Origin of the sequence: Roseitalea porphyridii (genome assembly GCF_004331955.1) — a bacterium.
Classification (GTDB): domain Bacteria; phylum Pseudomonadota; class Alphaproteobacteria; order Rhizobiales; family Rhizobiaceae; genus Roseitalea; species Roseitalea porphyridii.
Genome location: NZ_CP036532.1, coordinates 3,076,010 through 3,102,722, shown reverse-complemented (window position 1 = coordinate 3,102,722; position 26,713 = coordinate 3,076,010). Strand labels below are relative to the sequence as shown.

Annotated in this window: 23 protein-coding genes; 6 read left to right on the top strand and 17 right to left on the bottom strand. The window is 67.9% G+C overall.

What is annotated here, in order from left to right; genetic code table 11:
* The first annotated feature begins 9 nt into the window (after positions 1–9).
* On the top strand, positions 10–1,716 hold the full coding sequence (gene rpsA / locus E0E05_RS15155) for a 30S ribosomal protein S1 (protein ID WP_131617471.1): 1,707 nt from the start codon (positions 10–12) through the stop codon (positions 1,714–1,716).
* A 122-nt stretch (positions 1,717–1,838) separates the two neighbouring features.
* Positions 1,839–2,168 carry a DUF6665 family protein gene (locus E0E05_RS15150; RefSeq protein ID WP_131617470.1) on the top strand — a complete coding sequence of 110 codons (330 nt, stop codon included), beginning with the start codon at positions 1,839–1,841 and terminating at the stop codon, positions 2,166–2,168.
* On the opposite strand, the gene E0E05_RS15145 is transcribed toward E0E05_RS15150, so the two are convergent.
* From E0E05_RS15145 to E0E05_RS15110, 8 genes are all read right to left on the bottom strand, one after another.
* The gene (locus E0E05_RS15145) at positions 2,165–2,854 is read right to left on the bottom strand and encodes an HAD family hydrolase (RefSeq protein ID WP_131617469.1); all 690 of its coding nucleotides are present in this window, start codon (positions 2,852–2,854) and stop codon (positions 2,165–2,167) included. The genes E0E05_RS15150 and E0E05_RS15145 overlap by 4 nt on opposite strands.
* 11 nt (positions 2,855–2,865) lie before the next feature.
* Positions 2,866–3,531 carry a ribonuclease D gene (locus E0E05_RS15140; RefSeq protein WP_131617468.1) on the bottom strand — a complete coding sequence of 222 codons (666 nt, stop codon included), beginning with the start codon at positions 3,529–3,531 and terminating at the stop codon, positions 2,866–2,868.
* Positions 3,532–3,692: 161 nt separating this feature from the next.
* On the bottom strand, positions 3,693–4,643 hold the full coding sequence (locus E0E05_RS15135; protein WP_131617467.1) for an acetamidase/formamidase family protein: 951 nt from the start codon (positions 4,641–4,643) through the stop codon (positions 3,693–3,695).
* Positions 4,636–5,430, bottom strand: coding sequence for a FadR/GntR family transcriptional regulator (locus E0E05_RS15130; protein ID WP_131617466.1), 795 nt, complete (start codon positions 5,428–5,430; stop codon positions 4,636–4,638). Before E0E05_RS15130 ends, E0E05_RS15135 begins: the two co-directional genes overlap by 8 nt.
* Positions 5,427–6,416, bottom strand: a complete 990-nt coding sequence (locus E0E05_RS15125; protein ID WP_131617465.1) for an ABC transporter ATP-binding protein — start codon at positions 6,414–6,416, stop codon at positions 5,427–5,429. The genes E0E05_RS15130 and E0E05_RS15125 overlap by 4 nt, the downstream gene beginning before the upstream one ends.
* The gene (locus E0E05_RS15120) at positions 6,409–8,349 is read right to left on the bottom strand and encodes a dipeptide/oligopeptide/nickel ABC transporter permease/ATP-binding protein (RefSeq protein ID WP_131617464.1); all 1,941 of its coding nucleotides are present in this window, start codon (positions 8,347–8,349) and stop codon (positions 6,409–6,411) included. Before E0E05_RS15120 ends, E0E05_RS15125 begins: the two co-directional genes overlap by 8 nt.
* Positions 8,349–9,293: an ABC transporter permease gene (locus tag E0E05_RS15115; protein WP_131617463.1), complete on the bottom strand. Its 945-nt coding sequence runs from the start codon at positions 9,291–9,293 to the stop codon at positions 8,349–8,351. Before E0E05_RS15115 ends, E0E05_RS15120 begins: the two co-directional genes overlap by 1 nt.
* A 138-nt stretch (positions 9,294–9,431) precedes the next feature.
* Positions 9,432–10,991, bottom strand: a complete 1,560-nt coding sequence (locus E0E05_RS15110) for an ABC transporter substrate-binding protein (RefSeq protein ID WP_131617462.1) — start codon at positions 10,989–10,991, stop codon at positions 9,432–9,434.
* A gap of 133 nt (positions 10,992–11,124) precedes the next feature.
* On the opposite strand from E0E05_RS15110, the gene E0E05_RS15105 reads away from it, so the two are divergent.
* A complete protein-coding gene (locus E0E05_RS15105; RefSeq protein WP_131617461.1) occupies positions 11,125–12,366 on the top strand; it encodes a Zn-dependent hydrolase in 1,242 nt (413 codons plus the stop codon).
* Positions 12,367–12,381: 15 nt separating this feature from the next.
* On the opposite strand, the gene E0E05_RS15100 is transcribed toward E0E05_RS15105, so the two are convergent.
* Genes E0E05_RS15100 through E0E05_RS15090 form a run of 3 tightly spaced genes read right to left on the bottom strand, consistent with a single transcriptional unit; the run spans position 12,382 to position 17,171 of the window.
* Positions 12,382–13,557 carry an osmoprotectant NAGGN system M42 family peptidase gene (locus E0E05_RS15100; protein WP_131617460.1) on the bottom strand — a complete coding sequence of 392 codons (1,176 nt, stop codon included), beginning with the start codon at positions 13,555–13,557 and terminating at the stop codon, positions 12,382–12,384.
* Positions 13,557–15,386, bottom strand: a complete 1,830-nt coding sequence (gene ngg, locus E0E05_RS15095; RefSeq protein ID WP_192900416.1) for an N-acetylglutaminylglutamine synthetase — start codon at positions 15,384–15,386, stop codon at positions 13,557–13,559. The genes E0E05_RS15100 and ngg overlap by 1 nt, the downstream gene beginning before the upstream one ends.
* Positions 15,387–15,395: 9 nt before the next feature.
* Positions 15,396–17,171, bottom strand: coding sequence for an N-acetylglutaminylglutamine amidotransferase (locus tag E0E05_RS15090; protein ID WP_131617459.1), 1,776 nt, complete (start codon positions 17,169–17,171; stop codon positions 15,396–15,398).
* Positions 17,172–17,411: 240 nt separating this feature from the next.
* Here E0E05_RS15090 and purU point away from each other — a divergent pair, with 240 nt between their 5' ends.
* Entirely contained in the window at positions 17,412–18,299 is an 888-nt protein-coding gene (gene purU, locus E0E05_RS15085) for a formyltetrahydrofolate deformylase (RefSeq protein WP_131617458.1), read from the top strand.
* Between the two features lie 6 nt (positions 18,300–18,305).
* Here purU and E0E05_RS15080 read toward each other — a convergent pair whose 3' ends face one another.
* The 4 genes from E0E05_RS15080 to E0E05_RS15065 form a co-directional block, all read right to left on the bottom strand.
* Complete coding sequence (locus E0E05_RS15080) at positions 18,306–19,271, bottom strand: YeiH family protein (RefSeq protein WP_131617457.1); 966 nt, start codon at positions 19,269–19,271, stop codon at positions 18,306–18,308.
* A gap of 149 nt (positions 19,272–19,420) precedes the next feature.
* Positions 19,421–20,410 carry a universal stress protein gene (locus tag E0E05_RS15075; protein ID WP_131617456.1) on the bottom strand — a complete coding sequence of 330 codons (990 nt, stop codon included), beginning with the start codon at positions 20,408–20,410 and terminating at the stop codon, positions 19,421–19,423.
* A complete protein-coding gene (locus E0E05_RS15070) occupies positions 20,407–22,119 on the bottom strand; it encodes a cation:proton antiporter (protein WP_244597765.1) in 1,713 nt (570 codons plus the stop codon). The genes E0E05_RS15075 and E0E05_RS15070 overlap by 4 nt, the downstream gene beginning before the upstream one ends.
* A complete protein-coding gene (locus tag E0E05_RS15065) occupies positions 22,116–22,313 on the bottom strand; it encodes a helix-turn-helix domain-containing protein (protein ID WP_210215723.1) in 198 nt (65 codons plus the stop codon). The genes E0E05_RS15070 and E0E05_RS15065 overlap by 4 nt, the downstream gene beginning before the upstream one ends.
* 200 nt (positions 22,314–22,513) lie before the next feature.
* On the opposite strand from E0E05_RS15065, the gene E0E05_RS15060 reads away from it, so the two are divergent.
* Positions 22,514–23,392, top strand: coding sequence for a UTP--glucose-1-phosphate uridylyltransferase (locus E0E05_RS15060; RefSeq protein WP_244597763.1), 879 nt, complete (start codon positions 22,514–22,516; stop codon positions 23,390–23,392).
* A 3-nt stretch (positions 23,393–23,395) separates the two neighbouring features.
* Here the strand turns inward: E0E05_RS15060 and galE are convergent, their stop codons facing one another.
* On the bottom strand, positions 23,396–24,418 hold the full coding sequence (galE, locus tag E0E05_RS15055; RefSeq protein ID WP_131617453.1) for a UDP-glucose 4-epimerase GalE: 1,023 nt from the start codon (positions 24,416–24,418) through the stop codon (positions 23,396–23,398).
* A 78-nt stretch (positions 24,419–24,496) separates the two neighbouring features.
* Complete coding sequence (locus tag E0E05_RS15050; protein ID WP_131618070.1) at positions 24,497–25,315, bottom strand: urease accessory protein UreD; 819 nt, start codon at positions 25,313–25,315, stop codon at positions 24,497–24,499.
* Between the two features lie 113 nt (positions 25,316–25,428).
* On the opposite strand from E0E05_RS15050, the gene kynU reads away from it, so the two are divergent.
* A complete protein-coding gene (gene kynU, locus E0E05_RS15045) occupies positions 25,429–26,655 on the top strand; it encodes a kynureninase (protein ID WP_131618069.1) in 1,227 nt (408 codons plus the stop codon).
* The last annotated feature ends 58 nt before the right edge of the window (positions 26,656–26,713 follow it).

The window sequence follows — 26,713 nt, the reverse complement described above, 5'->3', positions numbered from 1 at the left end:
GGAGCATCAATGTCAGAACTGAACCCCACGCGGGAGGACTTCGCCAGCCTCCTCGAATCCTCGTTTGCCAGCCAGGATGCGGCCGAGGGACGTGTCGTCGAAGGCACGATCACGGCCATCGAGAAGGACATGGCCATCGTCGATGTCGGCCTTAAGGTCGAAGGGCGCATCGCACTCAAGGAATTCGGAGCGAAAGCCAAGGACGGCACGCTCAATGTCGGCGACACGGTCGAGGTCTATGTCGAGCGCGTCGAGAACGCGCTGGGCGAAGCCGTCCTGTCGCGCGACAAGGCCCGGCGCGAGGAAGCCTGGGTCAAGCTCGAAGCCAAGTTCAACAATGGCGAACGGGTCGAAGGCCACATCTTCAACCAGGTCAAGGGCGGCTTCACCGTCGATCTGGACGGCGCCGTGGCGTTCCTGCCGCGTTCGCAGGTCGACATCCGCCCGATCCGCGACGTCACGCCGCTGATGCACACGCCGCAGCCGTTCGAGATCCTGAAGATGGACAAGCGCCGCGGCAACATCGTCGTGTCGCGTCGCACCGTGCTCGAGGAAAGCCGCGCCGAACAGCGCTCGGAGATCGTCCAGAACCTCGAAGAGGGCCAGGTCGTCGAGGGCGTGGTCAAGAACATCACCGACTATGGCGCGTTCGTGGACCTTGGCGGCATCGACGGGCTGCTGCACGTTACCGACATGGCATGGCGCCGGGTGAACCACCCGACCGAGATCCTGCAGATCGGCCAGACCGTGAAGGTGCAGATCATCCGCATCAACCAGGAGACGCACCGCATCTCGCTCGGCATGAAGCAGCTCGAGGCCGACCCCTGGGAAGGCATCGGCACGAAGTACCCGATGGGCGTCAAGATCACCGGCCGGGTCACCAACATCACCGACTATGGCGCGTTCGTCGAGGTCGAGCCGGGCATCGAGGGTCTGATCCACGTCTCCGAGATGTCGTGGACCAAGAAGAACGTCCATCCGGGCAAGATCCTGTCGACGAGCCAGGAAGTCGAGGTGGTCGTGCTCGAGGTCGATCCGGACAAGCGCCGCATCTCGCTCGGCCTCAAGCAGACGCTCAACAACCCCTGGGAAGAGTTCGCGCAGAACCATCCGGTCGGCGACGTCGTCGAGGGCGAGGTCAAGAACAAGACAGAGTTCGGCCTGTTCATCGGCCTTGATGGCGATGTCGACGGCATGGTCCACCTTTCCGATCTCGACTGGAACCGTTCCGGCGAGGACGCCATCGAGGACTATCACAAGGGCGACACGGTCAAGGCCGTGGTGCTCGACGTCGATGTCGACAAGGAGCGCATCTCGCTGGGCATCAAGCAGCTGACCAAGGATGCGATCGCCGATGCGGCCGCTTCGGGCACGCTGCGCAAGGGCGCCGTCGTCACCTGCGAGGTGACCGGCATCACCGATGGCGGTATCGAGGTCAAGCTGGTCGATCACGATCTGGACAGCTTCATCCGCCGGTCGGACCTGTCGCGCGACCGCGACGAGCAGCGCCCCGAGCGCTTCTCGGTGGGCCAGCGTCTGGACGCCCGCGTCACCCAGTTCAACAAGAAGGACCGCCGGGTTTCGGTCTCCATCAAGGCGCTGGAAATCGCCGAGGAGAAGGAAGCGGTGGCGCAGTTCGGCTCGACCGACTCCGGCGCCTCGCTCGGCGACATTCTGGGCGCCGCGCTCAAGAAGCAGGACGAAGGCGACAAGTAAGCCGCCCCGTCCAACCACTATCCTCAGAGCCCGCCGGTCGCCCGACCGGCGGGCTTTTTTCGGCCTCGACAGAGCCGGCCGGGCTGCTATTTCTCGACGGGTCGGAACGAACGGGGAGCGCCATGCTCAAGGCGCCGCAACTGCGCAAGCTGGCCAACGGCGAGGCGACGATCGACGCGTTCGCCTACGAGGCGGCCCAGGAGACGGCCGCAGCGCTCGGCCGCGCCGGCAAGAAGCTGGAGGCCGCGCTCGCCGCGCTCGAGCGGCACGACGCCACGCCCGGCGCCAACCGCGACCGGACCGAGCTGGTGCAGGAGGCGGCCGATTGCGCCTGGGCGCTGTTCATCCAGCGCGACTTTCTGGGCCTGAAGACGGACCATCACCTGACGCGGACCTATCGTATCCCCGACGAGGTGATGCGCCGCGTCGGCATCGTCAAAAGGCGGGATTAGGCGACAAGCGCGCCCGTGTTTTCCGAAAGCCAGTCGGCGAGTTCGGCATGGCTGGCGACGACCATGTCCGCGCCGGCATCGCGCAGTTGCGCGCCCGACTTGTCGGACCAGTGGCCCCCGCCCGTGAAGCCGATGACGAACTGTCCGGCCGCCCTGGCCCCGCGCACGCCGTTGGCGCTGTCCTCGACCGTGATGCAGTCGCCCGGCGAAAACCCCATCCTGCGGGCGGCCAGTTCGAAAAGGTCCGGCGAAGGCTTGCCGTTTTCGACCATGTCGCCCGAGAAGACGTTTTCGCCGAAGAAGCGGTCCAGCCCGGCGCGCTCGAGCTTGAGCGGCAGGAACGGCAACTGCGTCGACGAGGCGACGCAGCGCGGCGCGGTCAGGCGCCGAAGGAGTGCGTCGATCCCCGCGATCGGCCGCACGTCCTCGATCACGCGGCGGCGCGACTCGCTCTTGAGCGCAACATAGTCGTCGTCGGTCAGCGGCGCGCCGGTCCTTTCGAGCAAGAGGTCCGACAGTTGCCGGCGCCACTTGTCGGCCGCCAGCGCCATGAAGGCGCCGACATACCAGTCGCGGTCGACGCTGACCCCCTTGGCGGCGAGAAAGCCCAGTTCGACCTGCAGGTAGACCGCCTCGCTGTCGATGAGCACGCCATCGCAGTCGAAGATCATAAGCGGATTGTCCATCGAAGAACGCCTCAGCTGTGCGCGAAGATGTCCTCGTCGGGCCAGCCCATCAGATCGAGCCGGGCGCGGGTGGGCAGGAAGCGGAAGCAGGCCTCGGCCTCGCGGGTGCGTCCTTCGCGTTCGAGCCGCAACACCAGCGCGTCCATCAGCGCGTGCAGGTGCAGCACATCGCTGGCCGCATAGGCGAGTTGCGCGTCGGTGAGCGTCTCGGCCGCCCAGTCGGACGATTGCTGCTGCTTGGATATCTCGACATCGAGCAGTTCGCGGACCAGATCCTTGAGCCCGTGCCGGTCGGTATAGGTGCGGGTCAGCTTGGAGGCGATCTTGGTGCAGAAGACCGGCTGGGTCGACACGCCGAAGGCCTTTTCGAGCACGGCGATGTCGAACCGGCCGAAATGGAAGATCTTGGTCCTCTTGCGGTCGCGCAGGAGCCGGACGAGGTTGGGAGCGCGCTTCTGGCCGCTGGCGATCTGGATCACGTCGGCGGTGCCGTCGCCGGGCGAAAGCTGGACCACGCACAGACGGTCGCGGTGCGGATTGAGCCCGAGCGTTTCGGTGTCGATGGCGATGCGGTCGCCGTAGCGCGCGGCCGCGTCCTCGCTCAGATCGCCCCTGTGCAGCCTGATTGCGCCGCTTGCACCGCCGCTAGCCCCACCACTTGCCCCACCACTTGCCATGTCCGTCCCCTTGTTCGCGTGCGCCGCTTGTATGGGCCGCCGCCGCAAAGCTCAAGGCGCGATCGCCGCGGGAAAGGGGTGTCCGACGGCCGCAAGTCCTCAGGGCCTCCTGCGCGGGCGGGGCGAAGCATCAGCGATCCGGCGCGAATGGAAGTCGCCGGTTACGCGAAGACGATCCGGGGCAGGTAGAACGAGACCACCCAGTTGGGCGCGTCGACGATCTCGGAGATGCGCAGGTCACCGCACACCGAGCACAAGACATAGGCGTCCTCGGGCGGCATTTGCCGCCAGGCGCCGAGATGATCGATCATGCCGGATACCGCATCGCGCGCGGCGGCCATCAGGTCCGGGCCGATGCCGGTGGTCACCTCGTAGCCGGCACCGTCCAGATGGCGGGTCACCGGGCCCGGCGTCGAAAAGTGCGGAAAGCGCGGCGCGGCGTCCTTGATCAGGTCGACCCTGACCGTCAGATCCATGGCGCTCTCAATCGCCGTGCCGCACACCTCGCCATCGCCCTGCGCGGCGTGGGTGTCGCCGGCCGAAAACAGCGCGCCCGCCACCTCGACCGGAAGGATGAGCTCGGTGCCGGCGGCCAGATCGCGCACGTCCATGTTGCCGCCGACGCGGCGCGGCGGGATGATGGCGTGCCGGCCCGGGGCACCGGGGGCGACGCCGATCGTGCCGACAAAGGGCTTGAGCGGCACGCGCGCATGGGCGCCCAGCAAGGCGGGCGCGCGGGCGGCGCGGTCATAGTCCCAGAGCTGCAGGTGCGGGTCGGGGAACTGGTCGGCGAGTAGGCCGAAGCCGGGGATCAGCGCGCTCCAGCCAAAGCCCGACGGGGCGAGATCGACGATCGTCACCTTGAGCGCATCGCCCGGCTCGGCGCCGTCGACATGGATGGGGCCGGTGACCGGGTTGACGGCATCGGGGTCCATCGTCGCGATGTCGGCGCTGGTGCTGTGCCGCGTATAGTGGCCGCTGGCCGCGTCGAGGCATTCGAGCGTGATCGTTTCGCCCGGCGCGACATGGGCGACCGGTTCGATCGCATTGTCCCAGCCGCAATGGTGGTGGGCGCTGTGGATGGTGCGCCATGGTCCGCCGCGTTCAGCCATCCTCGCCGCGCCCCGGCCGCGCGCGCATCGCGGCCCGTTCGAGCATGTACTGTTCGGCCTCGACCATGTGCTCGTGCATGATCGCGCGGGCGGCGTCGACGTCGCGCGCCCGGATCGCGCGCAGAAGGCGCACCTGATAGTGCAGACCGGTCTCGCGCAGGCCGGGATTGGGCTGCTGGTAGATCTGCCGGCACACGGTCATGTCGCGCAGAAGGCCGAGCATCAGAAAGGCGATCAGGCCGAACAGCCGGTTGGACGAGGTGCGCGCCAGCTCGGCGTGGAAGTCGAGTTCGGCCAGCCGCTGGCCGTATTCCTCCTCGGCCGAGGCCGGTTCGCGCTCGTAGAGCCGCACGGTGGCCTGCAGCGCCTCGAAGGCCGTCTCGGCAATGCCGGTCCGGGCGGCTTCGGCGGCGATCGCCGGTTCGATCATCTTGCGCACCGCATAGATGTCGGCGATCGAGGGCGGATCGAAGACGAACAGATTGTTGAGCATGCCGAGCGCATGGTTCTCCTCGACGGCGCTGACGAAGGCGCCGCCGCCGGGGCCGGTGCGGGTGGCGATCAGCCCCTGGAATTCGAGGATCTTCATGGCCTCGCGCAGCGTGCCGCGCGAGGCGCGCAGGGCCTCGTCGGCGAGCCATTCGGTCGGCACGCGCTCGCCGGGCTGAAGGTCCGACTGCATGATCTTGTCGCGGATGGCGTCGGCGATCATGTCGGGCCGCTTGCGCCGGCGCGCCGGCGCGGGCGGCGGCGGCAGGTCGACCGGCCCGGTGGCGTTGCCGGTCATGGGGCCGCCTCGCCGTGCGGGTGATAGCAGGCGGCGCGGTGGCGGGCGTCGTCGGGTGCGGCCTCGAGCGGCGGCATGGCCGAGGTGCAGATGTCGGTGCCGCGCGGACAGCGCGCGAAGAAGGGACAGCCCGGTGGCGGGTTGTAGGGGTCGGGCAGTTCGGTCTCGGCATCCTCGGGGATCAGCGACTTGCGGCCGGGCGCGGGGGCCGAATTGAGCAGCAGGTGCGTATAGGGATGGCGCGGCCGGCCGAACACGGCGCGCGCCGGCCCGACCTCGACGATCCGGCCGAAATACATCACCGCGACCCGGTCGGAGACGCTTTCGACGACCGACAGGTCATGGCTGATGAAGACGTAGGTCAGCCCGAACCGGTCCTTCAGATCATCCAGAATGTTGAGCACCTGCGCCTGCACCGACACGTCGAGCGCCGAGACCGGTTCGTCGAGCACGATCAGCTTGGGATCGGCGGCGAGCGCCCGGGCGATGCCGATGCGCTGGGCCTGACCGCCGGAGAATTCGTGCGGATAGCGATCGAGGAAACCCGGCGCCAGATTGACCGCGTTCATCAGTTCCTCGAGCCGCTTGCGCCGGCCGGCCGCATCCAGATCGGTCAGATGTTTCAGCGGCGCTTCGAGGATGGTGCGGATGGTCTTGCGCGGATTGAGCGAGGCGACCGGGTCCTGAAACACATATTGCACGTCGCGCGACAGGCGCCTGAGATCGCGGCCGGCCTCGGCGGCCAGATCGCGGCCATCGAACGTGATGCGGCCGCCGGTCGGCCGGTCGAGCCCGACGATCATGCGGGCGAGGGTGGACTTGCCGCAGCCCGATTCGCCGACGACGCCGAGCGTCTCGCCGGGGCGGACGTCGAGCGAGACGTCCTGTACGGCGTGGACGGCAGGTCGGTCTGCGCCGAGCAGCGTGCGGCCGCCGCCGAAGGTCTTGTCGACGCCCTCGATGGTCAGAAGCGCGGCGTCAGGCATCGCGGTCGTCCCCGGTCAGCGGGTGGATGCAGCGCACGGTGCGGCCTTCGCCCAGTTCGGTCAGGCCGATCGGCGCGGCGCGGCAGTCGGCCTGCGCGCGCGGGCAGCGCGGCGCGAAGGCGCAGCCCTCGGGCAGATCGTTGACCATGGGCGGGCGGCCCTCGATCGCGTCGAGCCGGCGGTCGGGCTCGCCCAGCACCGGCACGCAGTCGATCAGCTTGGCCGTATAGGGATGGGCGGGGGCCGAAAGGATCTCCTCGGTCGTGCCGGTCTCGACGAACCTGCCCGCATACATGACCGCGACGCGGTCGCAGATCGCCGAGACCACGCCGAAATCATGGGTGATGAACAGGATCCCCGTGTCGCGTTCGGCGCGCAGCGTGTCGAGCAGCGACAGCACCTGCGCCTGCACCGTGACGTCGAGCGCGGTGGTCGGCTCGTCGGCGATGATCACGCGCGCGTCATGGGCGAGCGCCATGGCGATGCACACGCGCTGGCGCATGCCGCCGGACAATTCGTGCGGATAGGCCTTCATGCGCTCGGAAGGGTTCGGAATGCGCACGATGCGGAGCAGTTCGGCGGCCTTGCGGCCGGCCTCGGCCTTCGGAAGGGGATCGTGCGCCCGGATCGCCTCGACGAGCTGATCGCCCACGGTGAACAAAGGATGCAGCGTCGACAGCGGGTCCTGGAAGACGTGGCTGACCGCCGAGCCGCGCAATTGCCGGATGCGCGCGTCGGACGCCGAAAACAGGTCCTCGCCCTCGAGCAGCGCCACGCCACCGGTGATGCGGCCGGGCGGGCTCGGCACCAGCCCCATGATCGACATGGCCGAGACCGACTTGCCCGAGCCGCTCTCGCCGACGATCCCCAGGCATTCGCCCTTGCCGACGCGCATGTCGACGCCGCCGACCGCCCTGTAGACATCGCCGCCGAGCCGGAACTGGGTATTCAGGTCGCGCACGTCGAGCACCGCGTCGGGATCGGGCGCGACATCGGGCACGAGGCCCTCGCGCATCACCGCCGTGCGCGCGACCGGCCGCGATAGCGCGCCGGATTTCAGGCGCGGGTCGAGCACGTCGCGCACGCCGTCGCCGAGCAGGTTGATGCTCATGACGAGCACGAAGATCATCAGGCCGGGAATGATCGAGACGTGTGGGGCGGTGAAAAGGATCTTGCGGCCGTCGCCCAGCATCGAGCCGAGATCGGCTTGCGGCGGCTGTGCGCCAAGGCCGAGGAAGGACAGGCCGGCCGTCTCCAGGATCATCCAGCCGACCGTGGTCGACATGGTGATGACGATCACCGGCAGCACGTTCGGCAGCACCTCGATGAACAGGATCTGCGCGTGGCTCTTGCCCGAAAGCCGCGCCGCGTCGACGAATTCGCGCCGGGCAAGGCCGAGCGTGATGCCGCGAATGTTGCGCGCGAAGAAGGGGATGTTGACGACGGCGATGGCGTAGAGCGCGTTGAGAAGCCCCGGCCCGAGCACGGCGACGATCGCCAATGCAAGCAGGATGTAGGGAAAGGCCATGACCATGTCGATGCCGCGCATCAGCACCGTGTCGATGCGGCCGCCCGCATAGCCGGCGACCAGGCCGATCAGCGAGCCGAAGAAGGCGGCGATCAGCGTTGCCGAGATGCCGACGGCGAGGCTGACGCGGGTGCCCCAGATCAGCCGGGAGAGGATGTCGCGGCCGAGCGCATCGGTGCCGAGCAGATGGCCTTCGGCAAGCGGCCGCAGCAGGCGGTTGGCGGGCGCGGTCGCATCGGGGTCGGCGAGCGGCAGGATCGGCGCGGCGAGCGCGATCAGCACGATCGCGGCAAGGACCACAAGCCCGGCGGTGGCGAGCGTGTTGTTGAGCAGCAGCCGGGTTGCGCTTGGCCGGCCTGAGGGCTTTCTGGCGGGCTGGATCGGGGCGCTTTCGACGGCGGTCATCAGCGCAGCCTCGGATCGAGAATGGTCTGGACCACATCGGCGGCCAGGTTGAACAGCACGTAGGCGGCGGCGACGACGAGCACGCCGCCCTGCACGAGCAGGAGATCGCGCGTCGAGATGGCGGTGACCAGCATCGAACCGATGCCGGGCCACTGGAAGACGGTCTCGATATAGACCGCCCCACCGAGCACGAAGCCGGCCTGGATGCCGATCACCGGAATGACCGTGACGAGCGCGGCCTTGAAGGCGTGCTTGTAGATGACGGTGCGCTCGCTCAGCCCCTTGGCGCGCGCGGTGCGGATGAAATCCTGGCGCAGCACTTCGAGCATGGCGGTGCGCGTCAGGCGCGCGATGACGCCGGTGGCGACGACGGCGAGCGTCAGCGCTGGCAGGAACAGATGATGCAGAAGGTCGGGCAGATCGCCCCCGCCGAAGATCGAATACATGCCCGAGGCGGGGAACCAGCGCAGGTTGACGGCGAAGACCAGGATCAGTAGCAGGCCGAGCCAGAAGGAGGGGATCGAGATGCCGATCAGGACGATGAAGGTGATCGCCTTGTCGGCCCAGCCATACTGGCGCACGGCGGAGATCACGCCGGCTATCAGGCCGAGTACCGAGCACAGGACGAGCGCGGTGCCGGCGAGGATCAGCGTGGCGTTGAAACGCTCGAGCACGATGTCGAGCACGGGCCGGTTCTGCATGTAGGAGCGGCCGAGATCGCCCTGGAACAGGTTGCCCAGCCAGATGAAGTATTGCTGGACCAGCGGCTTGTCGAGGCCGAGGTCGCGATTGAGCTTTTCGACGTTCTCGGGGGTGGCGAAATTGCCCAGGATCGCCTGGGCCGGATCGCCGGGGATCAGCGCCATGATGGCGAAGACGATGATGGTCAGCCCGAACAGGACCGGAATGGCGGCGAGCAGACGCTTGGCGATGTAGGCGATCATGCTGGCTTACCCCGCGCCGTCATCCCGGGGTTCGTCCCCGGGATCCATGCTGGTTGCGGCCTGACTGAGTTCCGGGGACAAGCCCCGGAACGAGGTCCGCGGTCGGGCGGATATCGCCGCATGAGGCGTCCCCGGCGCCTATTGCGGCTTGGCGACGTCCTGCAGCATCAGGAAGAAGGACGGCTGCAGCTTGAAGTTTTCGACCGCCGCCGTGGTCACCGCGTTCTGCTTCCAGTTGGCGACGAACACCCAGGGCGCGTCCTCCTGCACGATCTGCTGCATCTGCTTGTAGAGTTCGGCGCGTTCGTCCTGGTTGGTGGCGCGGCGCGCCTGTTCGAGCAGGTCGTCCACCTCGGGGTTGGAATAGTAGCCCGAGTTGAAGCCGCCCTCCTCGGGCCAGGCTGCGGTGCGCAGCGCCAGGAAGGGCAGTGTGTCCGGATCGTTGGTCATCCACGCCATCTCGGCCATGTCGGCCTTGCCCTCGAGTCCCGGGTTCACGCGACCGAGGAAGGTGTTCCACTCATAGGTCTCGATCTCGACATCCATGCCGACCGCTTCGAGGTCCGCCTGGATCGCGGTGCCCATGGCGACCGGATCGAGCATGCCCGAGCCGCCCTCGGTGACGTAGAAGGTCACCGTCTCGCCGTCATAGCCGGCCTCTTCGAGCAGTTCGCGGGCGCGGTCGGGGTCGTGCGGGTAGGGTTCGAGTTCCTCGTTGTAGGCCCAGGCGAAGGCCGGCGGGGTCGGGCCGGCGGCCACTTCGGCGGTGCCCTGAAGGATGTTCTCGACGATCGCCGTCTTGTCGATGGCGTAGTTGGCGGCCTGGCGCACGGCCTTTTCGGCGAACGGGCCTTCCTTCATGTTCAGGATCAGGAACCACACGTGCGGGCCGGCCTGTTCGTAGACGTTGAAGTCGCCGCCGTCGCGGAACTGGGCGAGGCTGTCCGGCGGCACCTCGACCATCACGTCGATGCCGCCCGAGAGCATCTCGGCGATGCGCGTGTTGGCGTCGGTGATCGGCCGGTAGACGATGCCTTCGAGATCGGGAGCACCGTCCCACCAGTCGGCGTTGCGCTGGATCGTGACCTGGGTGTTGGGCTCCCACTCGACGAAGGAATAGGCGCCGGTGCCGGAGGGGTTGCGGCCGAAATCGGCGCCATGCTCCATCACCGCCGCCGGCGAGACGATCAGGCCGGTCGGATAGGCGAGGTTGGACAGGAACGGCGCATAGGGCTCGCCGAGCCGGAACTCGACGGTGAACTCGTCGATCACCGTGACCTCGTCGACGGCCGAGAAGTAGAAGGCCAGCGGGAACGGTCCGGTGTCGTGGTAGGGATGGTCCTCGTCGAGCATGCGGTCGAAGTTGAACTTGACCGCCTCGGCGTTGAAGGGCGTGCCGTCATGGAAGGTCACGTCCTGGCGCAGGGAGAAGGTGTAGACGGTGCCGTCGTCGGACACTTCCCAGCTTTCGGCGAGCGAGGGTTCGGGCTCCAGCGTGCCGTCCCTGTAGCGCGTCAGCCCGTCATAGAGGTTCACCAGGATGCGGAAGTCGTTGACCGCCGTGACCGCGTGCGGGTCCAGCGACTTGGGTTCGGCGATCTGGCCCACCACCAGGACGTTGGGCGGGGTCTGGGCGAAGGCGGGCGCCGATATCGCCAGCGCCGCCGCGGTGAGCGCCGCAGCCAGGAAATGCTTCATGACGGTCTCCCTTTCTGAACTGCCCGCAATTAATCCGCAAAATTTGCCCGTTGGCAAGGATTTATCATGACAAATATTTGTGCATTGATGGGGGTGGAGACGGGACAATGCATGCAATGACGACGGCACACCGATGACGGGCGGCCATCCGGCCATCGACAAAGGGCGCCTTGCGCGCCTGCTCGACGCGATAAAGGGTTTCGGCCGCGATCCGGCGACGGGCGGGTTCAACCGGATCGGCTATTCGGACGCGGACATGGCCGTGCGGCGCTGGTTCGCCGAGGCGATGACCGGGCACGGGCTCGACGTGCGCACCGATGCGGTCGGGAACGTGTTCGGCCGATTCGGGCCGTCAAAGGGGCCGTGCGTCATGGCCGGATCGCATCTCGACACCGTGCCGGACGGCGGCGCGTTCGACGGGGCGCTGGGTGTTGCGGTGGCGCTGGAATGCGTGCTGGCGATGAAGGATGCCGGATTGGCGCCGCGAACGGCGATCGAAGTGGTCGCCACGGCCGAGGAGGAGGGGCGCTTCGGCGGCATGCTCGGCTCGCAGGCGATCGCCGGCGTCGTCGATCCGGACTGGCTGGAAACTGCCACCGACAATGACGGCATCCGGCTCGTCGATGCGATGGCGGCGCAGGGTCTCGATCCGGCGCGCGTGGCCGAGGCGGCATGGCCACCGGGCGCCGTCGCGGCATTCGTCGAACTGCACATCGAGCAGGGTCCGGTGCTGGAAGGCGCCGGCATGCCGGTCGGCATCGCCTCGGCGGTGTCGGGCGTGTGCAATCTGGAGATCACGTTCGAGGGCCAGGCCAACCATTCGGGCACCACGCCTATGGACATGCGCGCTGACGCGTTCGCCGGGCTCGCCGAGGTCGGCGCGGCCGTGCCGGACCTGATCGCCGCTCACGGCACCGACCAGAGCCGCGTGACGATCGGCAAGGTCGAACTCTCGCCCAACCATGCGCACACGGTCGCCGGCCGGGCGGTGTTCTCGGTGATCATCCGCGACACGGACGAAACGGTGATGGTCACCCTGCGCGACCGGTTCCTTTCGATCGTCGCCGAGGCGGCCGGCCGGCACGGCCTTTCGTTCGCTCGTGACGAGAAGAGCTGGCTGGCGCCGGTCGAACTTGACGGGGCTCTGCGCGATCTTCTCGCCGAACAGGCCGCAGCGCTCGGCCTGCCGGCGCTCGAAATGCCTTCAGGGGCGGGTCACGACGCGCAGACCATGCAGGCGCTGTGTCCTTCGGCGCTGGTGTTCGTGCCGAGCCGGGGCGGGGTCAGCCACGCGCCGGACGAATGGACCGAGTGGGCCGACGTCGAAAAGGGCGCGGCGCTGATGCTTGCGGCGCTGGTGCGGTTGGCCGGCTAACGGCCTCGCCGCCGCTCAGTGGTGCTCCTGCTCCTCGAGTTCGTCATCCTCGATGTCCGGCGAAAGGTCCTGCGCGGCTTCGGCCAGCGGCTGGCGGGTGAAGCCCTTGACATCGCCGCTCTCGGCGAAGTCGCGTTTGATGTTGACCGGGCTGGTCGCATAGGCGGTGATCAGTTCGGCCAGCGATCGCAACGCATGGGTGTGGATGCGCTCATAGCCGTGGCTGGCATCGACGCCGAATGTGATCAGCGCGGTGCGCACATCGTGCCCGGCTTCTATCGCGCTGGCGGAGTCCGAGCGGTAGTAGCGGAAGACATCCTTCTGGTACCGGATGTCGTTTTCCCCGCACAGGTCGACCAGCTTCTTGGTCAGGTGGAAGTCGAACGGACCGGTCTGGTCGGCCATGCCGACGGTCACGCCGAACTCGTCCGAGTTCTGGCCCGGCGCCGTGGTGCCGTTGTCGACGGTGACCATGGAGGCGACATTGTGCGTCAGGATCGACGAGGCGCCCACGCCCACCTCCTCTGCGATCGTGAACAGCCAGTGGATGTCCACCGGCGTCTCGACGCCTTCGTCCTGCATCGCCTTGAGCGCGGCGAGCATGACGGCGACGCCGGCCTTGTTGTCGAGGTGACGCGAGATGATGAAGCCGTTGTCGAGGAATTCGGGCTGCGGGTCGATGGCGACAATGTCGCCGATGCCGACGCCGAGCCGCTCGATGTCCTCGCGATTGCGGGCGAGCGCGTCGATACGGAACTCGACATAGGGCCAGCCCACCGGCAGGCTGTCGACCTCGTCGTTGAACGTGTGGCCGGAGGCCTTGAGCGGCAGGATGGTGCCGCGATAGGCGCCGTCGCCGGCGAAGACGGTCGCCCGCGCGCCCTCGGCGAAGCGCGCCGACCAGTGGCCGATCGGGACCAGTTCGAGCCGGCCGTCATCCTTGATCATCTTGACCTGGGCGCCGAGCGTATCGAGGTGGGAGACGATGGCACGGGCGCCGCGTTCCTCGACACCGGGCCGGATGGCGCGGATCGCGCCGCGTCGCGTCAGTTCGACCGCAAGGCCGAACTTGCCAAGTTCGCCCGACACGTAGCGGACGATCATGTCGGTGTAGCCGGTCGGACTGGGTATGGCGAGCAACGCCCTGAGGATCTCGAGCAGGTAGTCGTGATCGATATGCAGGCGTGTCATCAGCCTCTCTCCCCCGATTGTCTTACCGATTGGCGTACGGCCTGAGGTACCGACAGGGGGAAGAGCAAGTCAACAAAGCGTTCTGCCGTTGGCTGGGGTTCGTGGTTGGCGAGCCCCGGCCGTTCGTTGGCCTCGATGAAGGCATAGTCGGCCGATTGCGGCGATTTCACCATCAGGTCGATCCCGGTGACCGGAATGTCGATGGCGCGCGCGGCCTTGATGGCGGCGTTGACGAGGGTCGGGTTCACGATGTCGGTGACGTCGTGGATCGTGCCACCCGTGTGCAGGTTGGCCGTCTTGCGCACGGCGATCGAGGTCTCGGCGGGCGGCGTGTCGTCGAGCCCGTAGCCCGCCTCGGCGAGGGTCCGTTCGGTCTCCGCGTCGAGCGGAATGCGCGACTCGCCGCCCGTGGCGGCGGACCGGCGCCGGCTCTGGCGCTCGATCAGTTCGCGCACCGTGCGCGTTCCGTCGCCGACGATCACCGGCGGACGGCGCACGGCGGCGGCGACGACGCGGAAATTGATGACGATCAGGCGCAAATCCTCGCCCTCGATATACTCCTCCAAGAGCACCACGTCGGAGACGGTTCGCGCCGCCTTTATCGCCGCATCGACATCGTCGTTCGCCGAAAGCCCGACCGAGATGCCGCGCCCCTGTTCGCCGCGCGCCGGCTTGACGACGACGCGCCCGGCGCGGGCGACGAATTCGGCGATCTCGTCGGGACTGGCGTCGGCGGAAAGCTGTTCGGGCACGCGCACGCCCGCCGCGCTGACGATCCGGCGTGTCACCGTCTTGTCGTCGCAGATCGACATGGCCACGGCCGTCGTCAGTTCGGACAGGCTTTCGCGGCACAGGATCGACCGGCCGCCATGGGTCAGCCGGAAGAAGCCCCCCTCGGCGTCGACCACCTCGACATGGATGCCGCGGCGGCGTGCCTCGTGGGTGATGATCCGCGCGTAGGGGTTGAGCGCCTCGTCGGGCTCGGGACCGGTGAACAGCGTCTCGTTGATCGGGTTCTTGCGCTTGACCGAAAAGAAGGCGACGCGCTCGAAGCCGAGCTTCTCGTAGAGCGCGATGGCCTGGTCGTTGTCGTGCAGCACCGAAAGGTCGAGAAAGGCGGCGCCGCGCGTTGCGAAATATTCGGCCAGCCGGCGCACCAGCGTCTCGCCGATGCCCGGGTGGCGCGCGGCCGGATCGACGGCGAGGCACCACAGCGACGAGCCGTTTTCGGGATCGCCGAACGCGTGGCCGTGGTCGACGCCGGTGACCGTGCCGATCACCTCGCCGGTCTCATTGTCCTCGGCGACGAAATAGGTGATCGCGCGCGCGTCCCGCTGCGACCAGAAGAATTCGGGCGGTACGGGCACCATCGATCGGGCCGCATAGATGCGGTTGATCGCCTCGGCGTCCGCCTGCGAGGTCAGTCGCCGGATGAAATAGCCCGTCGGCCCGCGACGCGACGGACGGTAACGCGACAGGTCGAGCCGGTAGGTGTGCGAGGGATCGAGGAACAATTCCTGCGGGGCGTTGGCCAGGAGCACGTGCGGGTTGCGCACATAGATGGCGATGTCGCGCTGGTCGGGCTGTTCGCCGCGCAGGGCGGCGATCAGCGGCTGGGCGGTCTCGAAGGTCTGGGCGAAGACGAGCCGGCCCCAGCCGCAGTCGAGCGCGTACTCGGACTTCATCTGGTCGGTCTCGTCGCCGTGCGGGGCGATCGGCGGCTTCAGCCCGCGTTCGCGCATCCGCTTGAGCCGGTGCGCGTAGGCGTCACTGGTCTGCCGCTCCCTGGGATTGGGATGGGTGCGGGATGTATCCTTGTCCTTGCCCATGGCCGGACCTCATATCCGCTGCGTCTGCAGCCACATTTCCAGAAGCGCGATCTGCCACAGTTCCGACCCGCGCAGCGGCGTGATGTGGTCGGCGGGGCTTTCGAACAGCGCGTCGAGATAATCGTCGCGGAACAGGCCGCGTTCCCTGGCCGCCTGCGAGGTGAGCGCGTCGCGCACCATGTCGAGGAACGGCCCCTGGATGTATTTGAGCTGCGGCACCGGGAAATAGCCTTTCGGCCGGTCGATGACGTCGGCGGGCACGACCTTGCGCGCCGCTTCCTTCAGAACGCCCTTGCCGCCATGGGCGAGCTTGTGCTCGGGCGGGATCGCCGCGGCAAGTTCGACCAGCTCGTGGTCGAGGAACGGCACCCGTGCCTCGAGACCCCAGGCCATCGTCATGTTGTCGACGCGCTTGACCGGATCGTCGACCAGCATCACGTGGCTGTCGAGCCTGAGCGCGCGGTCGACCGGCGTCGCCGCCCCCTGCGCCATCAGATGATCGCGGACCAGTTCGAAGCTGACATCGCGGTCGGCAAGCCATTCGGGCGCAAGGTGCTCGGCAAGGCGGGCATGGCTGCGGTCGAAGAAGACCTTCGCATAGTCAGTTGCAACGTCGTTGGAGTTGGCGAGCGGCGGATACCAGTGGTAGCCGCCGAACACCTCGTCGGCGCCCTGGCCGGACTGGACGACCTTGATGTGTCTGGACACTTCGCGGCTGAGCAGGAAGAAGCCGATATTGTCGTAGGACACCATCGGCTCGGACATCGCCGCGATCGCCTCGGGCAGATGCGTCATCATGTCGGCGCCGGGCACGAAGATCTTGTGGTGGTCGGTACCGAACCGCTCGGCGATCAGGTCCGAATAGACGAACTCGTCGCCCTTTTCGCCGTGCGCCTCCTCGAAGCCGATCGAGAAGGTCATCAGGTCCTTCTGGCCCTGTTCGGCCAGAAGTCCGACGATCATCGAGGAATCGACGCCGCCCGACAGCAGCACGCCGACCGGCACGTCGGCGACCATGCGGCGGCGCACGGCAAGGCGCAGCGCGTCGAGCACCCGGTCCCGCCAGTCCTCGGCCGTCAGGCCGCTGTCCTCGGCGCGGCGCTCATAGGGCGGGGACCAGTAGAGCCGGTCGCGCACGGAGCCGTCGGCCTCGATGGTCCGGGTGGTCGCCGGCGGCAGCTTGCGGATGCCCTTGATGATCGTGCGCGGCGGCGGCACGACCGCGTGAAAGGTCATGTAGGTGTGCAGCGCCTCGCGGTCGATCTCGGTGTCGATGTCGCCGGCCTTCAGCAGGGCGGGCAGGGTCGAGGCGAACCGCAGCGCCTTGCCGGTCTCGGCATAGTAGAGCGGCTTGATGCCGAACCGGTCGCGCGCCAGCATCAGCCTTCCCGTGTCGCGCTGGTGGACGGCGAAGGCGAACATGCCGTGGAAACGCTCGACGCAGGCTTCGCCCCATTTGTGGAACGCCTTGAGCACGACCTCGGTGTCGCCGGTCGAAAAGAAGCGGTAGCCGGCCGCTTCCAGCTCACCGCGCAGTTCGGGGTAGTTGTAGATGCAGCCGTTGAAGACGATCGTCAGACCGAGTTCGGGATCGACCATCGGCTGGCCGGCCTTCTCGGACAGGTCGATGATCTTCAGCCGCCGGTGACCGAAGGCTGCGCGCCCCTGCGCGACGAGACCGGCGCCGTCCGGGCCTCTCGGCGCCATCGCGGCGGTCATCCGCGCCACGGTCTGGGTGTCTGCGAACTGGTCGTCGAGGCGGAATTCGCCGGCTATGCCACACATGCTCTGTTGGGTGCTCCTTGTGGATTGACGATGTTTGCCCGATGCCCCGTCGGGGCGCCGGCTCTAACGCGGTCGTTGATCGGATGGATGTCGGTCATGGTTGTAACGATGTGACGGGCGAATGCAAATTCGCCCCGCCGTCGGCGTGATGATGCGGCGTGTCGGCTTTGGCACTATCGGGAGGCGGCTCGGTCGGCTATGCGCGCATTCATCGTTCGTCCCGTCAATTCCCCGCCCCCAATGAGCATCATCATCACCATCGCCTGCCCCGACCGGATCGGGATCGTCGCCAAGCTCTCGGGCGCCCTGAGCGCCCATGGCTATACCATTCTGGACAGCTCGCAGTTCTACGAGCCTTCCCCCGGCGCGCGCCGCGAATCCGGCGAGGGCCGCTTCTTCATGCGCGTCGAATGCGCCCAGACCGCTGACGGCGACCGCGCCAAGGACAACGCGCGCGCGCTCGAAACGTTCCTTGACGAGTTCGCCGCCGACTTCGAGGCGCGGGTCACGGTCTCCGAGAAGGATCGCGCCGTGCCGGCGATCATCATGGTATCGAAGTTCGACCATTGCCTGCAGGACATCTGGTACCGGGTGCGCACGAAATCACTGCCGATCGACATCCGCGCGATCGTCTCCAACCATGCCGACTCGCAGGCCGATGCCGAGCGCTGGGGCATTCCCTTCCACCTGTTGCCGGTGACGCCCGACAACAAGGCCGAGCAGGAGAACCGGCTCGAGGAACTGGTGGCCGAGACCGGCGCCGAACTGATCGTGATGGCCCGCTACATGCAGATCCTGTCGGATGGGTTCTCCAAGCGCCACTTCGGCCGGATCATCAACATCCACCACTCGTTCCTGCCCGCCTTCAAGGGCGCCAAGCCCTATCACCGGGCCTGGGACCGGGGCGTCAAGCATATCGGCGCAACCGCCCATTACGTCACGCCGGACCTCGACGAGGGGCCGATCATCGAGCAGGACACCGAGCGCGTCAGCCACACCTCCGATCCCGACGATCTGGTCATGCGCGGCCGCGACATCGAGGCGCGTGTGCTGTCGCGGGCGATCCGGCTGCACGCGCAGGGCCGGGTGTTCATCAATGGCAGCCGCACGGTGGTGTTCCAGCCCTGAGCGGTCTCAGACGATGAACAGCTTCACCGCGACGATGGCCATCGCCAGCAGAAGCGCGGTTTCGGCGACGATCAGCACGATGTAGCCGGCGCCGAGATCAGTCATCTGCTTGAGCGCGGTCTTGATGCCGAGCGCGGCGATGGCGGTGATCAGCAGGATGCGCGAAGCGGTCTCGGCGACCGAGGCGACCGGGGCGGGGATCGCACCGAAGCTGTTGACCGCGGCGAGCGCGACGAAGGCGACCAGGAACCAGGGCAGGCCGACCGTGCCGCCGCCTTCGGTCCCTCGCGAAAAGGCGACCATGACCGCGACCAACACGACCGGCAAAAGCGCCACGCGCATCAGCTTGATCATGACGGCGGCATCGCCCGCTTCCTGGCTGACCGAATAGCCCGCGCCGACCACCTGGGCGACATCGTGGATCGTCGCGCCGATCAGCATGCCGGTCTGGGCGTCGGTCGCATCGAGCAGCGCGAACAGCAGCGGATAGGCGACCATGGCGATCGTCGAAAGGGTCGTCACGGCGACGACCGTGAACAGCGTGTCGCGTTCGAGCCGGCCATCGCGCGGCAGCACCGAGGCGAGCGCCAGCGCCGCGGACGCACCGCAGATCGCGACCGATCCGGCGGTCAGCATGCCCAGCCGCGCGCCCCGGCCCATCAGCCGCGCGAGCGCGATGCCGGCAAGAATGGTCACCGCAACGAGGCTGACGACGCCGATCACCGGCACCGGTCCGAGCGCCTGGAAGTCGGCCCATGACAGCCGCACGCCGAGCAGGGCGACCCCGAGCCTCAGGCACACGCTGGCGGCGAAATCGACGCCGGGCCGGATCGCCGGATCGTCGACGAGGAAGTTGAAGGCCATGCCGATCAGCAGCGCGAAAAGCATCGCGGGCGCGCCATAGTGGGCGCCGAGGAAAGCGGCGGCCGCGGCGACGGTCAGCGCCAGACCCAGCCCGCGAACGAGCCGCATTGCGTCAGCCGTGCCTTGCCCGATCCCCACTTTCGCGATGCCTGCCGGTCCCGTTGCGTCCTGCGGCGCCTATCACAGGGCCGGCACGCCGCCTAGCGGCGAATTCGGGGTCCGGCGGACGCCGCGGTCGCCGCGCGTTTTTTGCCGGGTCAGTGCGAATGGTCGGCCAGCGGGCTGACATAGCCGGACGGCTTGACCGTCAGCACCGAGCAGTCGACCGCGTTGAGCACGTCCTCGGCGGTGTTGCCGATGATCAGTCCGGGCACGCCGGTGCGCCCAAGCGTGCCGATCACCAGAAGGTCGGCGCCCATCGCGTCGATATGGGCCGGAATCACCTCGCGCGGGCGTCCGCGCGCCAGGTGCGGCCGCAGCGCGCCGGCCATTTCGGGGTGCTCGGCGGTCATGGCGGCGATCAGCGCGCCAAGCGCCTGGCGACGCCGGTCCTCGATGGCGGCGGTGTAGCGGCGCGCCTCCTCGGCGTCATCGGTCCAGCGCCGCACCAGATCCTCGGCCGGCGCTTCCCAGACATGGGTGACGTGGATGGTCGCCCCTGTCGCCGCCGCCGCCCGCATGGCGGTCGACAGGATCGTCCGGTTGAGCGGATCCTGGCCCGCCGCGTCGGCGTCGCCGTCGCCCAGATCGATGGCGGCGAGGATTGAGGCGGGCGGCTGCGTCGCCTGCGGCATCGCCAGCCAGACCGGGCAGGGGCACTTGCGCAACAGGTGCTGATCGGTGGACGTGAACAGGTAGCGGTGCCGCGCGTCGAACGGCTCGGCCATCTTGACCACCAGGTCGCGCCCGTTGGCGAGGACGTCGGCGATGATCGCGCGGAACGGCCGGCCGATCGCGACGGCGAGATCCGGCGTGACCTGCGGCCGGGCCGTCTCCACCGTCGCGCGCAGGCGTTCGAGCATGTCGGCGCGCAGGCCGTCCTCGATCTCGGCCCGGCCGCGCCCGGAAAAACCGGCCAGATGGTCGATGTCGCCGGCGCAGTCGGCCACCGTCAGCGCGGTCAGGCGCGCGCCATGGCGGGCGGCGATCTCGGCGGCGCGGCGCACGCCCTCGGCATCGTCCGGGTCGCCATCGCAGACGACGAGGATATCGGCGAAGGGCTTCGTCTGTGCGGCGGGCCCGCTCATGCCGGCTCTCCCGTGGCGACACCGGGTGCTGCTGCATCGGCGCTTTGGTCCGGGCCTGCGACGAGGCGCGCGGCGCGGGCGGCCGCGTCGCGATAGGGCATCAGGACGAGATCGGCGCCGGCCTTCTCGAGCCGCTGGCGGCCCGCTTCGCTGTGAACGGCGACCGCGATCCGGCCCGCATAGCCGGCATCGGCGAGCGCCCGCATCAGCGAACGGCGCGGGTCGTCGTGGGTGATGCCGGTGTCGTGCTCGGGCACGGCCGAAACGGCCCAGCGGACGCCGTCGAGCGGCAGGTGTGCGACGAATTCGGGATCGGTCGCATCGCCGAACATCACCGGGATGCCTCTGGCGCGCGCCTGACGCACCGCGTCCGGGTCGAAATCGACACCGAGCACGGTCAGGCCGGCCTCGCCGAGTTCCTCGGCGATCGCCAGCCCGTATCGGCCAAGGCCGAACACGATCGCGTCGGCGCTGCCGGCGCGCGGCCGCCAGCCGTCCTCCTCGCCGCCGGCGCCGGTGCGTTCGAACGGGGCGAGCAGCGGCTCGACCATCCCGTAGAGCTGATGCGACCAGGTGATCATGTAGGTGGAGGCGGCGATCGTGATCAGGCCGACGAGCGTGACCAGCCCCATCGCGTCGCCCGCGACGTGTCCGATGGAAACGCCCATGGCCATGAAGATGAGCGAGAATTCGGATATCTGCGCCACCGTCAACCCCGCCAGGAACCCGGTCCGCCTGCGATAGCCCATCGCGCCCATGATGGCGAGCACGATCAGCGGATTGCCGACCAGGACGAACACCGAGAAGACGAGCGCGGCGCCGATATTGTCGCCGAGCACGCCCAGATCGAGCGAAGCGCCCAGCGCGATGAAGAAGAACAGCAGGAGGAAATCGCGCAGCGCGGCCAGACGCGCGGCAATCGCCTCGCGGAACGGGGTCGAGGCGAGCGAGACGCCCGCCAGAAGGCCGCCCAGCTCCTTGCCGAAGCCGAAATAGTGGCCGAGCGCGGCGAGCAGCGCCGCCCAGCCGATGGCAAACGAGATCATCAGTTCGGGCGAGCGCGAAAGCCGCTCCATCAGCGGGTTCGCCAGATAGCGGATGAACAGGCCGATGGCGACCAGCATCAGCGCGCCGTAGCCGAACACCGAGGCGATGTCGGCCAGCGCCGAGTCGCTCTGCGCGCCGACGCCGATCGCCGACAGCATGATCATCGCAAGGACCACGACGATGTCCTGGACGATCAGGAAACCGAGCGCGATGCGCCCGTGCAGGCTGTCGATCTCGCGCTTGTCGGACAGGAGCTTGACGATGATGATGGTCGACGAGAACGTCAGCGCGATCGCCACATAGATCGCGGTGACCGGATCGAGGCCCAGCGCCAGCCCGATCAGTAAGCCGAAGATGGTGGTGAAGGCGACCTGACCCAGCCCGGTCATCAGCGCGACGGGGCCGAGCGTGCGCACCAGATTCAGGTCAAGCTTCAGGCCGACCAGAAACAGAAGGACGGCGATGCCCAGTTCGGCGAGCAGGTCGATATATTCGTCCGAGCGCGCGATGTTCAGCGCCGAGGGACCAGCCAGGATGCCGACCGCGATGAACGAGACGATCAGCGGCTGGCGCAGCATCAGGCCGACGAAGCCGACGCCGGCGGCCAGCACGAGAAGGGCGGCGATCTCATAGAAGATGTAGTCGGTGATCGCTTCGGTCACTGGGTGCGGTCCTCATCGGTCCCGTCCGGCTCGGGCGGCCGGGTGGCGTTGGCGTTGACGAAGGCTTCCAGATCCCTGACGGCGACGCGGAACTCGCGGCCGAGCTTGATGGCGCGCAACTGCTGGTCATGGATCCAGCCGCGCACAGTCGCTTCGCGCACCTTGAGCAGTTCGGCGATCTCGTGGGTGGTCATGAAAGGCCTGCTGAGCATCGTTCGACCCTGTTGGACCATGTTGACGATATCAGGGCGTGGCCGGGCGCGGTTTGACGCCGATCAAGCATGGCTCGAACGCTTTCCGGGCGAATGGAACCGGGCCGTCCGTCATGCGTGAATGTTGCATTGTCATGCTCGGCCGCTACAACCTGCGGCAGGTTCCAACCGGAGGTCATCCCGTGTCAGCCAAGATCCGCAAAGCCGTCATTCCCGTCGCGGGCCTGGGAACACGCTTCCTGCCCGCCACCAAGGCTGTGCCCAAGGAGATGCTGACCGTGGTCGACAGGCCGGTCGTCCAGTATGCGGTCGACGAGGCGCGCGCCGCCGGCATCGAGCACATCATTCTCGTGACCGGACGCAACAAGAACGTGATCGAGGATCATTTCGACCATCAGTACGAACTCGAGCACACGCTCGAACAGCGCGGCAAGACTGAGCCGCTCGACATGCTGCGTTCGGACATGCCGCAGGCGGGTCAGATCAGCTACACGCGCCAGCAGCAGGCGCTGGGGCTCGGCCATGCGGTCTGGTGCGCCCGCGACATGATCAGCGCGAACGAGCCGTTCGCCGTGCTTCTGCCCGACATGGTGATGACCGGCGAGCCGGGCTGCCTGTCGCAGATGGTGGCGGTGCACGAAAAGCGCGGCGGCAACCTGGTCTCGGTGGAGTCGTGCGACCCGGACGACGCGCACAAATACGGCATCGTCTCGATGGGCGAAAAGTATGATGACGGCTCGTTCGAGATCACCGGCATGGTCGAAAAGCCCGAACCGGGCACCGCCCCCTCGACCTATTTCCTCAATGGCCGCTACGTTCTCGATGCGTCGATCATGGACCTGCTCGGCCGCCACCAGACCGGCGCTGGCGGCGAGATCCAGCTTACCGACTCGATGCTCGACCTGATGGAAAGCCAGCCCTTCTTCGGCGTTCCGTTCGACGGCCAGACCTTCGATTGCGGCTCGAAACTGGGCTTCCTCAGCGCCAATATCGCGCTGGGGCTCGCCAATGACGAGCTTGGCGATGATCTGCGCGCCTTCATCAAGGCGCTCGATATCTGAGCGCTATTCGGCGGCGACGTCGAGATAGCCCAGCGGATTCTGCGACTGCCAGCGCCAGACATCGGCGCACATCTCGTCAAGGCCGCGCTCGGCGCGCCAGCCCGTCAGCGCCTCGGCGCGGGACGGGTCGGCATAGCACGAGGCGATGTCGCCGGGCCGGCGATCGGTGATGCGATAGGGGACGTGCCGGCCCGAGGCCCGTTCGAACGCCTCGACCATTTCCAGGACCGAGTGACCCTTGCCGGTGCCCAGATTGAGGGCCGTGCATTGCGGCTCGTCGAGCAGTGACAGCGCGGCGACGTGGCCCTCGGCCAGATCGCAGACATGGATGTAGTCGCGCACGCCGGTGCCGTCGGGCGTGGGATAGTCGTTGCCGAACACGTTCAGGTGTGGGCGCCGGCCGACGGCGACCTGGGCGATGAACGGCATCAGGTTGTTGGGCGTGTCGGCCGGGTCCTCGCCGATCAGCCCGGACGGATGCGCGCCGACCGGGTTGAAATAGCGCAGGATCGCGATCGCCCATTGCGGGTCGGAGGCATGAAGGGCGCGCAGCATGTCCTCGACGATCAGCTTTGTCTGGCCGTAGACGCTGGCCGTCGACAGCGGATGGTCCTCGGGAATGGGCAGGATCTCGGGGTCGCCATAGACGGTCGCCGAAGACGAGAAGATCAGCTTCCTGACGCCGGTGTTGGCCATCGCGGTCAGAAGCCGTTCGGTGCCGCCGACATTGACCTCGAAATATTTGAGCGGTTCGGCCATGCTCTCGCCGACCGCCTTGTAGCCGGCGAAATGGATCACCGCCTCGCAGCCATGATCCTCGATCACGCGCTCGATGAGGGTGGCGTTGCGGATGTCGCCGGCGATGCATACCGGCTCGGTCTGGAAGAGCTGGCCGAGCCGGCTCAGCACGCGCGGCGAGGCGTTGGCGAAATTGTCGACGATCACCGGTGTGTGGCCGGCCTCGCGCAGCGCAATCCAGGTGTGGGAGCCGATGTAACCGGCCCCGCCCGTGACGAGTATCTTCATGGCGCCTTCCCTGCGGCGTATCTTTTTGACGCAGCATGGCAGGCAAGGGTTGAGAAAGCGTTCGCGCCCCGTGTGCCCTTATGAACGCCAGACGGCGGGCAGGGCGAACCGGTCCCGCAAGGCGCCGAGCGCGGCAATGATGGCGGGGCGCAAGAGGTGCGATGAGCGCGCCCTCAGCCGGACGACGCATTTGCCGGCAAAGGCGCTGACGCCGGCGTCGACACTGTCAGGAAAGGGCTTGAGCGCCTCGCGCACGGCATATGCGAGCGCCCGCCACCGGTCCTCGTCGTGCGGGGCGCAGGCAACGAGCGTGGCGAAGGCCGTGCATCGGCCGAGCAGCGCCGCGGCCGACAGTTCCGCCACGTCGCCCTCGATGCGCAGATCGTCGGCATGGACCAGTTCGCCGGCGCGGCGAATGCGCCAGCGGTCGCGCAGTCCGGTTTCGGCGACGGTCTCGCCCATCGCCTGACGGCCGAGCACGATGGTCTCGAGGCCGACGAAGCGAGCGGTTTGAGCAAGCTCGATCTCGAGCGTCCGGTCGAGCGCGCTGCGATCGAACAGGATCGTTTCCTGCGGCAGCCAGTCGAGCCGGGCGCCCTCGGCGACGTCGATCCGGGTCGTCTGCCGCGCCGCGCCGCCGGTGCTGCGATAGATGCGCTCGCAGGCCTGAGTGGCGACAACCAGATGGGTGTCGCGGCCCGCCTCCAGCCGCCAGTCGAGCCGGTCGCCGCCGGTCAGACCGCCGGCGGTGTTGATCAGCACCGCCTCGAGCCGGGGCGCGTGCTGGCGTGGCACGCGGATCTTGGCGTTCGCCTTCTGGTGCAGCCCGGCAAGGCGGGTGCGGCCGTCATGGCCGGCCTTGACGGCGATGGCGCCATGGCCGACCGAGCGCTGCATCGGCGCGGCCGGCCGGGCTTCATCGGGACGGTTTGCCTGGGTGCGCTCGGCTGCTATGTCCATCGTCCGTCGCCTCCACCAACCGCCAGGGATGTCCGCCCGTGCATGACGATCTGAAGGCCCGCGCGGCCGCGCTCGATGACGCCGATCCGCTTGCCGCACTGCGCGACCGGTTCGCGCTTCCCGCCGGCGTCGTCTATCTGGACGGCAATTCGCTGGGCGCGCTGCCGCGCCACGTGCCGGACCGTGTCGCCTCTGCCGTTCAGACCGAGTGGGGCGAACATCTGATCACCGCCTGGAACCGCGACGGCTGGGTCGATCTGCCGGTCAGGACGGGCGAGCGCATCGCCGCGTTGATCGGCGCGGCGCCGGGCACGGTGCGGGTGACCGACTCCACTTCGGTGAACCTGTTCAAGGTGCTGTCGGCGGCGCTGTCGCTGAAGGGCAACCGGGTGACTGTTGTGTCCGACAGCGGCAACTTTCCGACCGATCTTTACGTCGCGCACGGGCTCGAACGGGCGCATCCGGGCGTGACCCTGAAGGTCGTCGCGCCCGAGGCCGTTGCGGTGGCGGTCGACGAGGGCGTCGATGTGCTCATGCTGACCGAGGTCGACTATCGCACCGGCCGCCGGCACGACATGGCCGCGCTGACCGCCAGGGCGCACGAACGCGGCGCGCTGGTGATCTGGGATCTGGCCCATTCGGCCGGGGCGCTGGCGGTCGATCTGGAGGGCGTGCGCGCCGATTTCGCCGTCGGCTGCGGCTACAAGTTCCTCAATGGCGGGCCGGGCGCGCCGGCCTTCTACTACATCGCCGAGCGCCATCAGGCAGCGGTCGACCCGCTGCTGGCGGGCTGGTTCGGCCATGCCGCCCCGTTCGCCTTCGAGACCGCGTTCCGGCCGGCCGAAGGCGCCGACCGGCTGCGCGTCGGCACGCCGCCGGTGCTCTCGATGGTGGCGCTCGACGCCGCGCTCGACATCTTCGACGGGCTCGACATGGGCGCGGTGCAGGCCAAGGGGCGCGCGCTGACCGATTTCTTCATCGCCTGCGTGGACCCGTTCGCCGCCGAGCTTGGCCTCGAACTGGCGAGCCCGCGCGATCCGGCCGCGCGGGGCAGTCATGTCTCGCTCCGGCACGAACAGGCTTATCCGGTGATGCAGGCGCTGATCGCGGCGGGCGTGATCGGCGACATGCGCGCGCCCGACATTCTGCGCTTCGGCTTCGCGCCGCTCTATGTGGGCTTTTCCGACGTCCTGTCGGCGGCGGGCACGCTGGAGACGATCCTGCGGCAGGAAAGCTGGGACCGGCCCGAGTTCCACGCGCGCAAGGTGGTGACCTAGAGCGCCCTCGCTCTTCGTTTTTTCGCCCAGGCGTTCGGGGTCTTCATTCGTTCGCAAT

Excerpts from the sequence above, each read along its gene's own strand:
- rpsA (WP_131617471.1), top strand. The coding sequence starts at position 10 with ATGTCAGAACTGAACCCCACGCGGGAGGACTTCGCCAGCCTCCTCGAA.
- E0E05_RS15150 (WP_131617470.1), top strand. The coding sequence starts at position 1,839 with ATGCTCAAGGCGCCGCAACTGCGCAAGCTGGCCAACGGCGAGGCGACG.
- E0E05_RS15145 (WP_131617469.1), bottom strand. The coding sequence starts at position 2,854 with ATGGACAATCCGCTTATGATCTTCGACTGCGATGGCGTGCTCATCGAC.
- E0E05_RS15140 (WP_131617468.1), bottom strand. The coding sequence starts at position 3,531 with ATGGCAAGTGGTGGGGCAAGTGGTGGGGCTAGCGGCGGTGCAAGCGGC.
- E0E05_RS15135 (WP_131617467.1), bottom strand. The coding sequence starts at position 4,643 with ATGGCTGAACGCGGCGGACCATGGCGCACCATCCACAGCGCCCACCAC.
- E0E05_RS15130 (WP_131617466.1), bottom strand. The coding sequence starts at position 5,430 with ATGACCGGCAACGCCACCGGGCCGGTCGACCTGCCGCCGCCGCCCGCG.
- E0E05_RS15125 (WP_131617465.1), bottom strand. The coding sequence starts at position 6,416 with ATGCCTGACGCCGCGCTTCTGACCATCGAGGGCGTCGACAAGACCTTC.
- E0E05_RS15120 (WP_131617464.1), bottom strand. The coding sequence starts at position 8,349 with ATGACCGCCGTCGAAAGCGCCCCGATCCAGCCCGCCAGAAAGCCCTCA.
- E0E05_RS15115 (WP_131617463.1), bottom strand. The coding sequence starts at position 9,293 with ATGATCGCCTACATCGCCAAGCGTCTGCTCGCCGCCATTCCGGTCCTG.
- E0E05_RS15110 (WP_131617462.1), bottom strand. The coding sequence starts at position 10,991 with ATGAAGCATTTCCTGGCTGCGGCGCTCACCGCGGCGGCGCTGGCGATA.
- E0E05_RS15105 (WP_131617461.1), top strand. The coding sequence starts at position 11,125 with ATGACGGGCGGCCATCCGGCCATCGACAAAGGGCGCCTTGCGCGCCTG.
- E0E05_RS15100 (WP_131617460.1), bottom strand. The coding sequence starts at position 13,557 with ATGACACGCCTGCATATCGATCACGACTACCTGCTCGAGATCCTCAGG.
- ngg (WP_192900416.1), bottom strand. The coding sequence starts at position 15,386 with ATGGGCAAGGACAAGGATACATCCCGCACCCATCCCAATCCCAGGGAG.
- E0E05_RS15090 (WP_131617459.1), bottom strand. The coding sequence starts at position 17,171 with ATGTGTGGCATAGCCGGCGAATTCCGCCTCGACGACCAGTTCGCAGAC.
- purU (WP_131617458.1), top strand. The coding sequence starts at position 17,412 with ATGAGCATCATCATCACCATCGCCTGCCCCGACCGGATCGGGATCGTC.
- E0E05_RS15080 (WP_131617457.1), bottom strand. The coding sequence starts at position 19,271 with ATGCGGCTCGTTCGCGGGCTGGGTCTGGCGCTGACCGTCGCCGCGGCC.
- E0E05_RS15075 (WP_131617456.1), bottom strand. The coding sequence starts at position 20,410 with ATGAGCGGGCCCGCCGCACAGACGAAGCCCTTCGCCGATATCCTCGTC.
- E0E05_RS15065 (WP_210215723.1), bottom strand. The coding sequence starts at position 22,313 with ATGACCACCCACGAGATCGCCGAACTGCTCAAGGTGCGCGAAGCGACT.
- galE (WP_131617453.1), bottom strand. The coding sequence starts at position 24,418 with ATGAAGATACTCGTCACGGGCGGGGCCGGTTACATCGGCTCCCACACC.
- E0E05_RS15050 (WP_131618070.1), bottom strand. The coding sequence starts at position 25,315 with ATGCAGCGCTCGGTCGGCCATGGCGCCATCGCCGTCAAGGCCGGCCAT.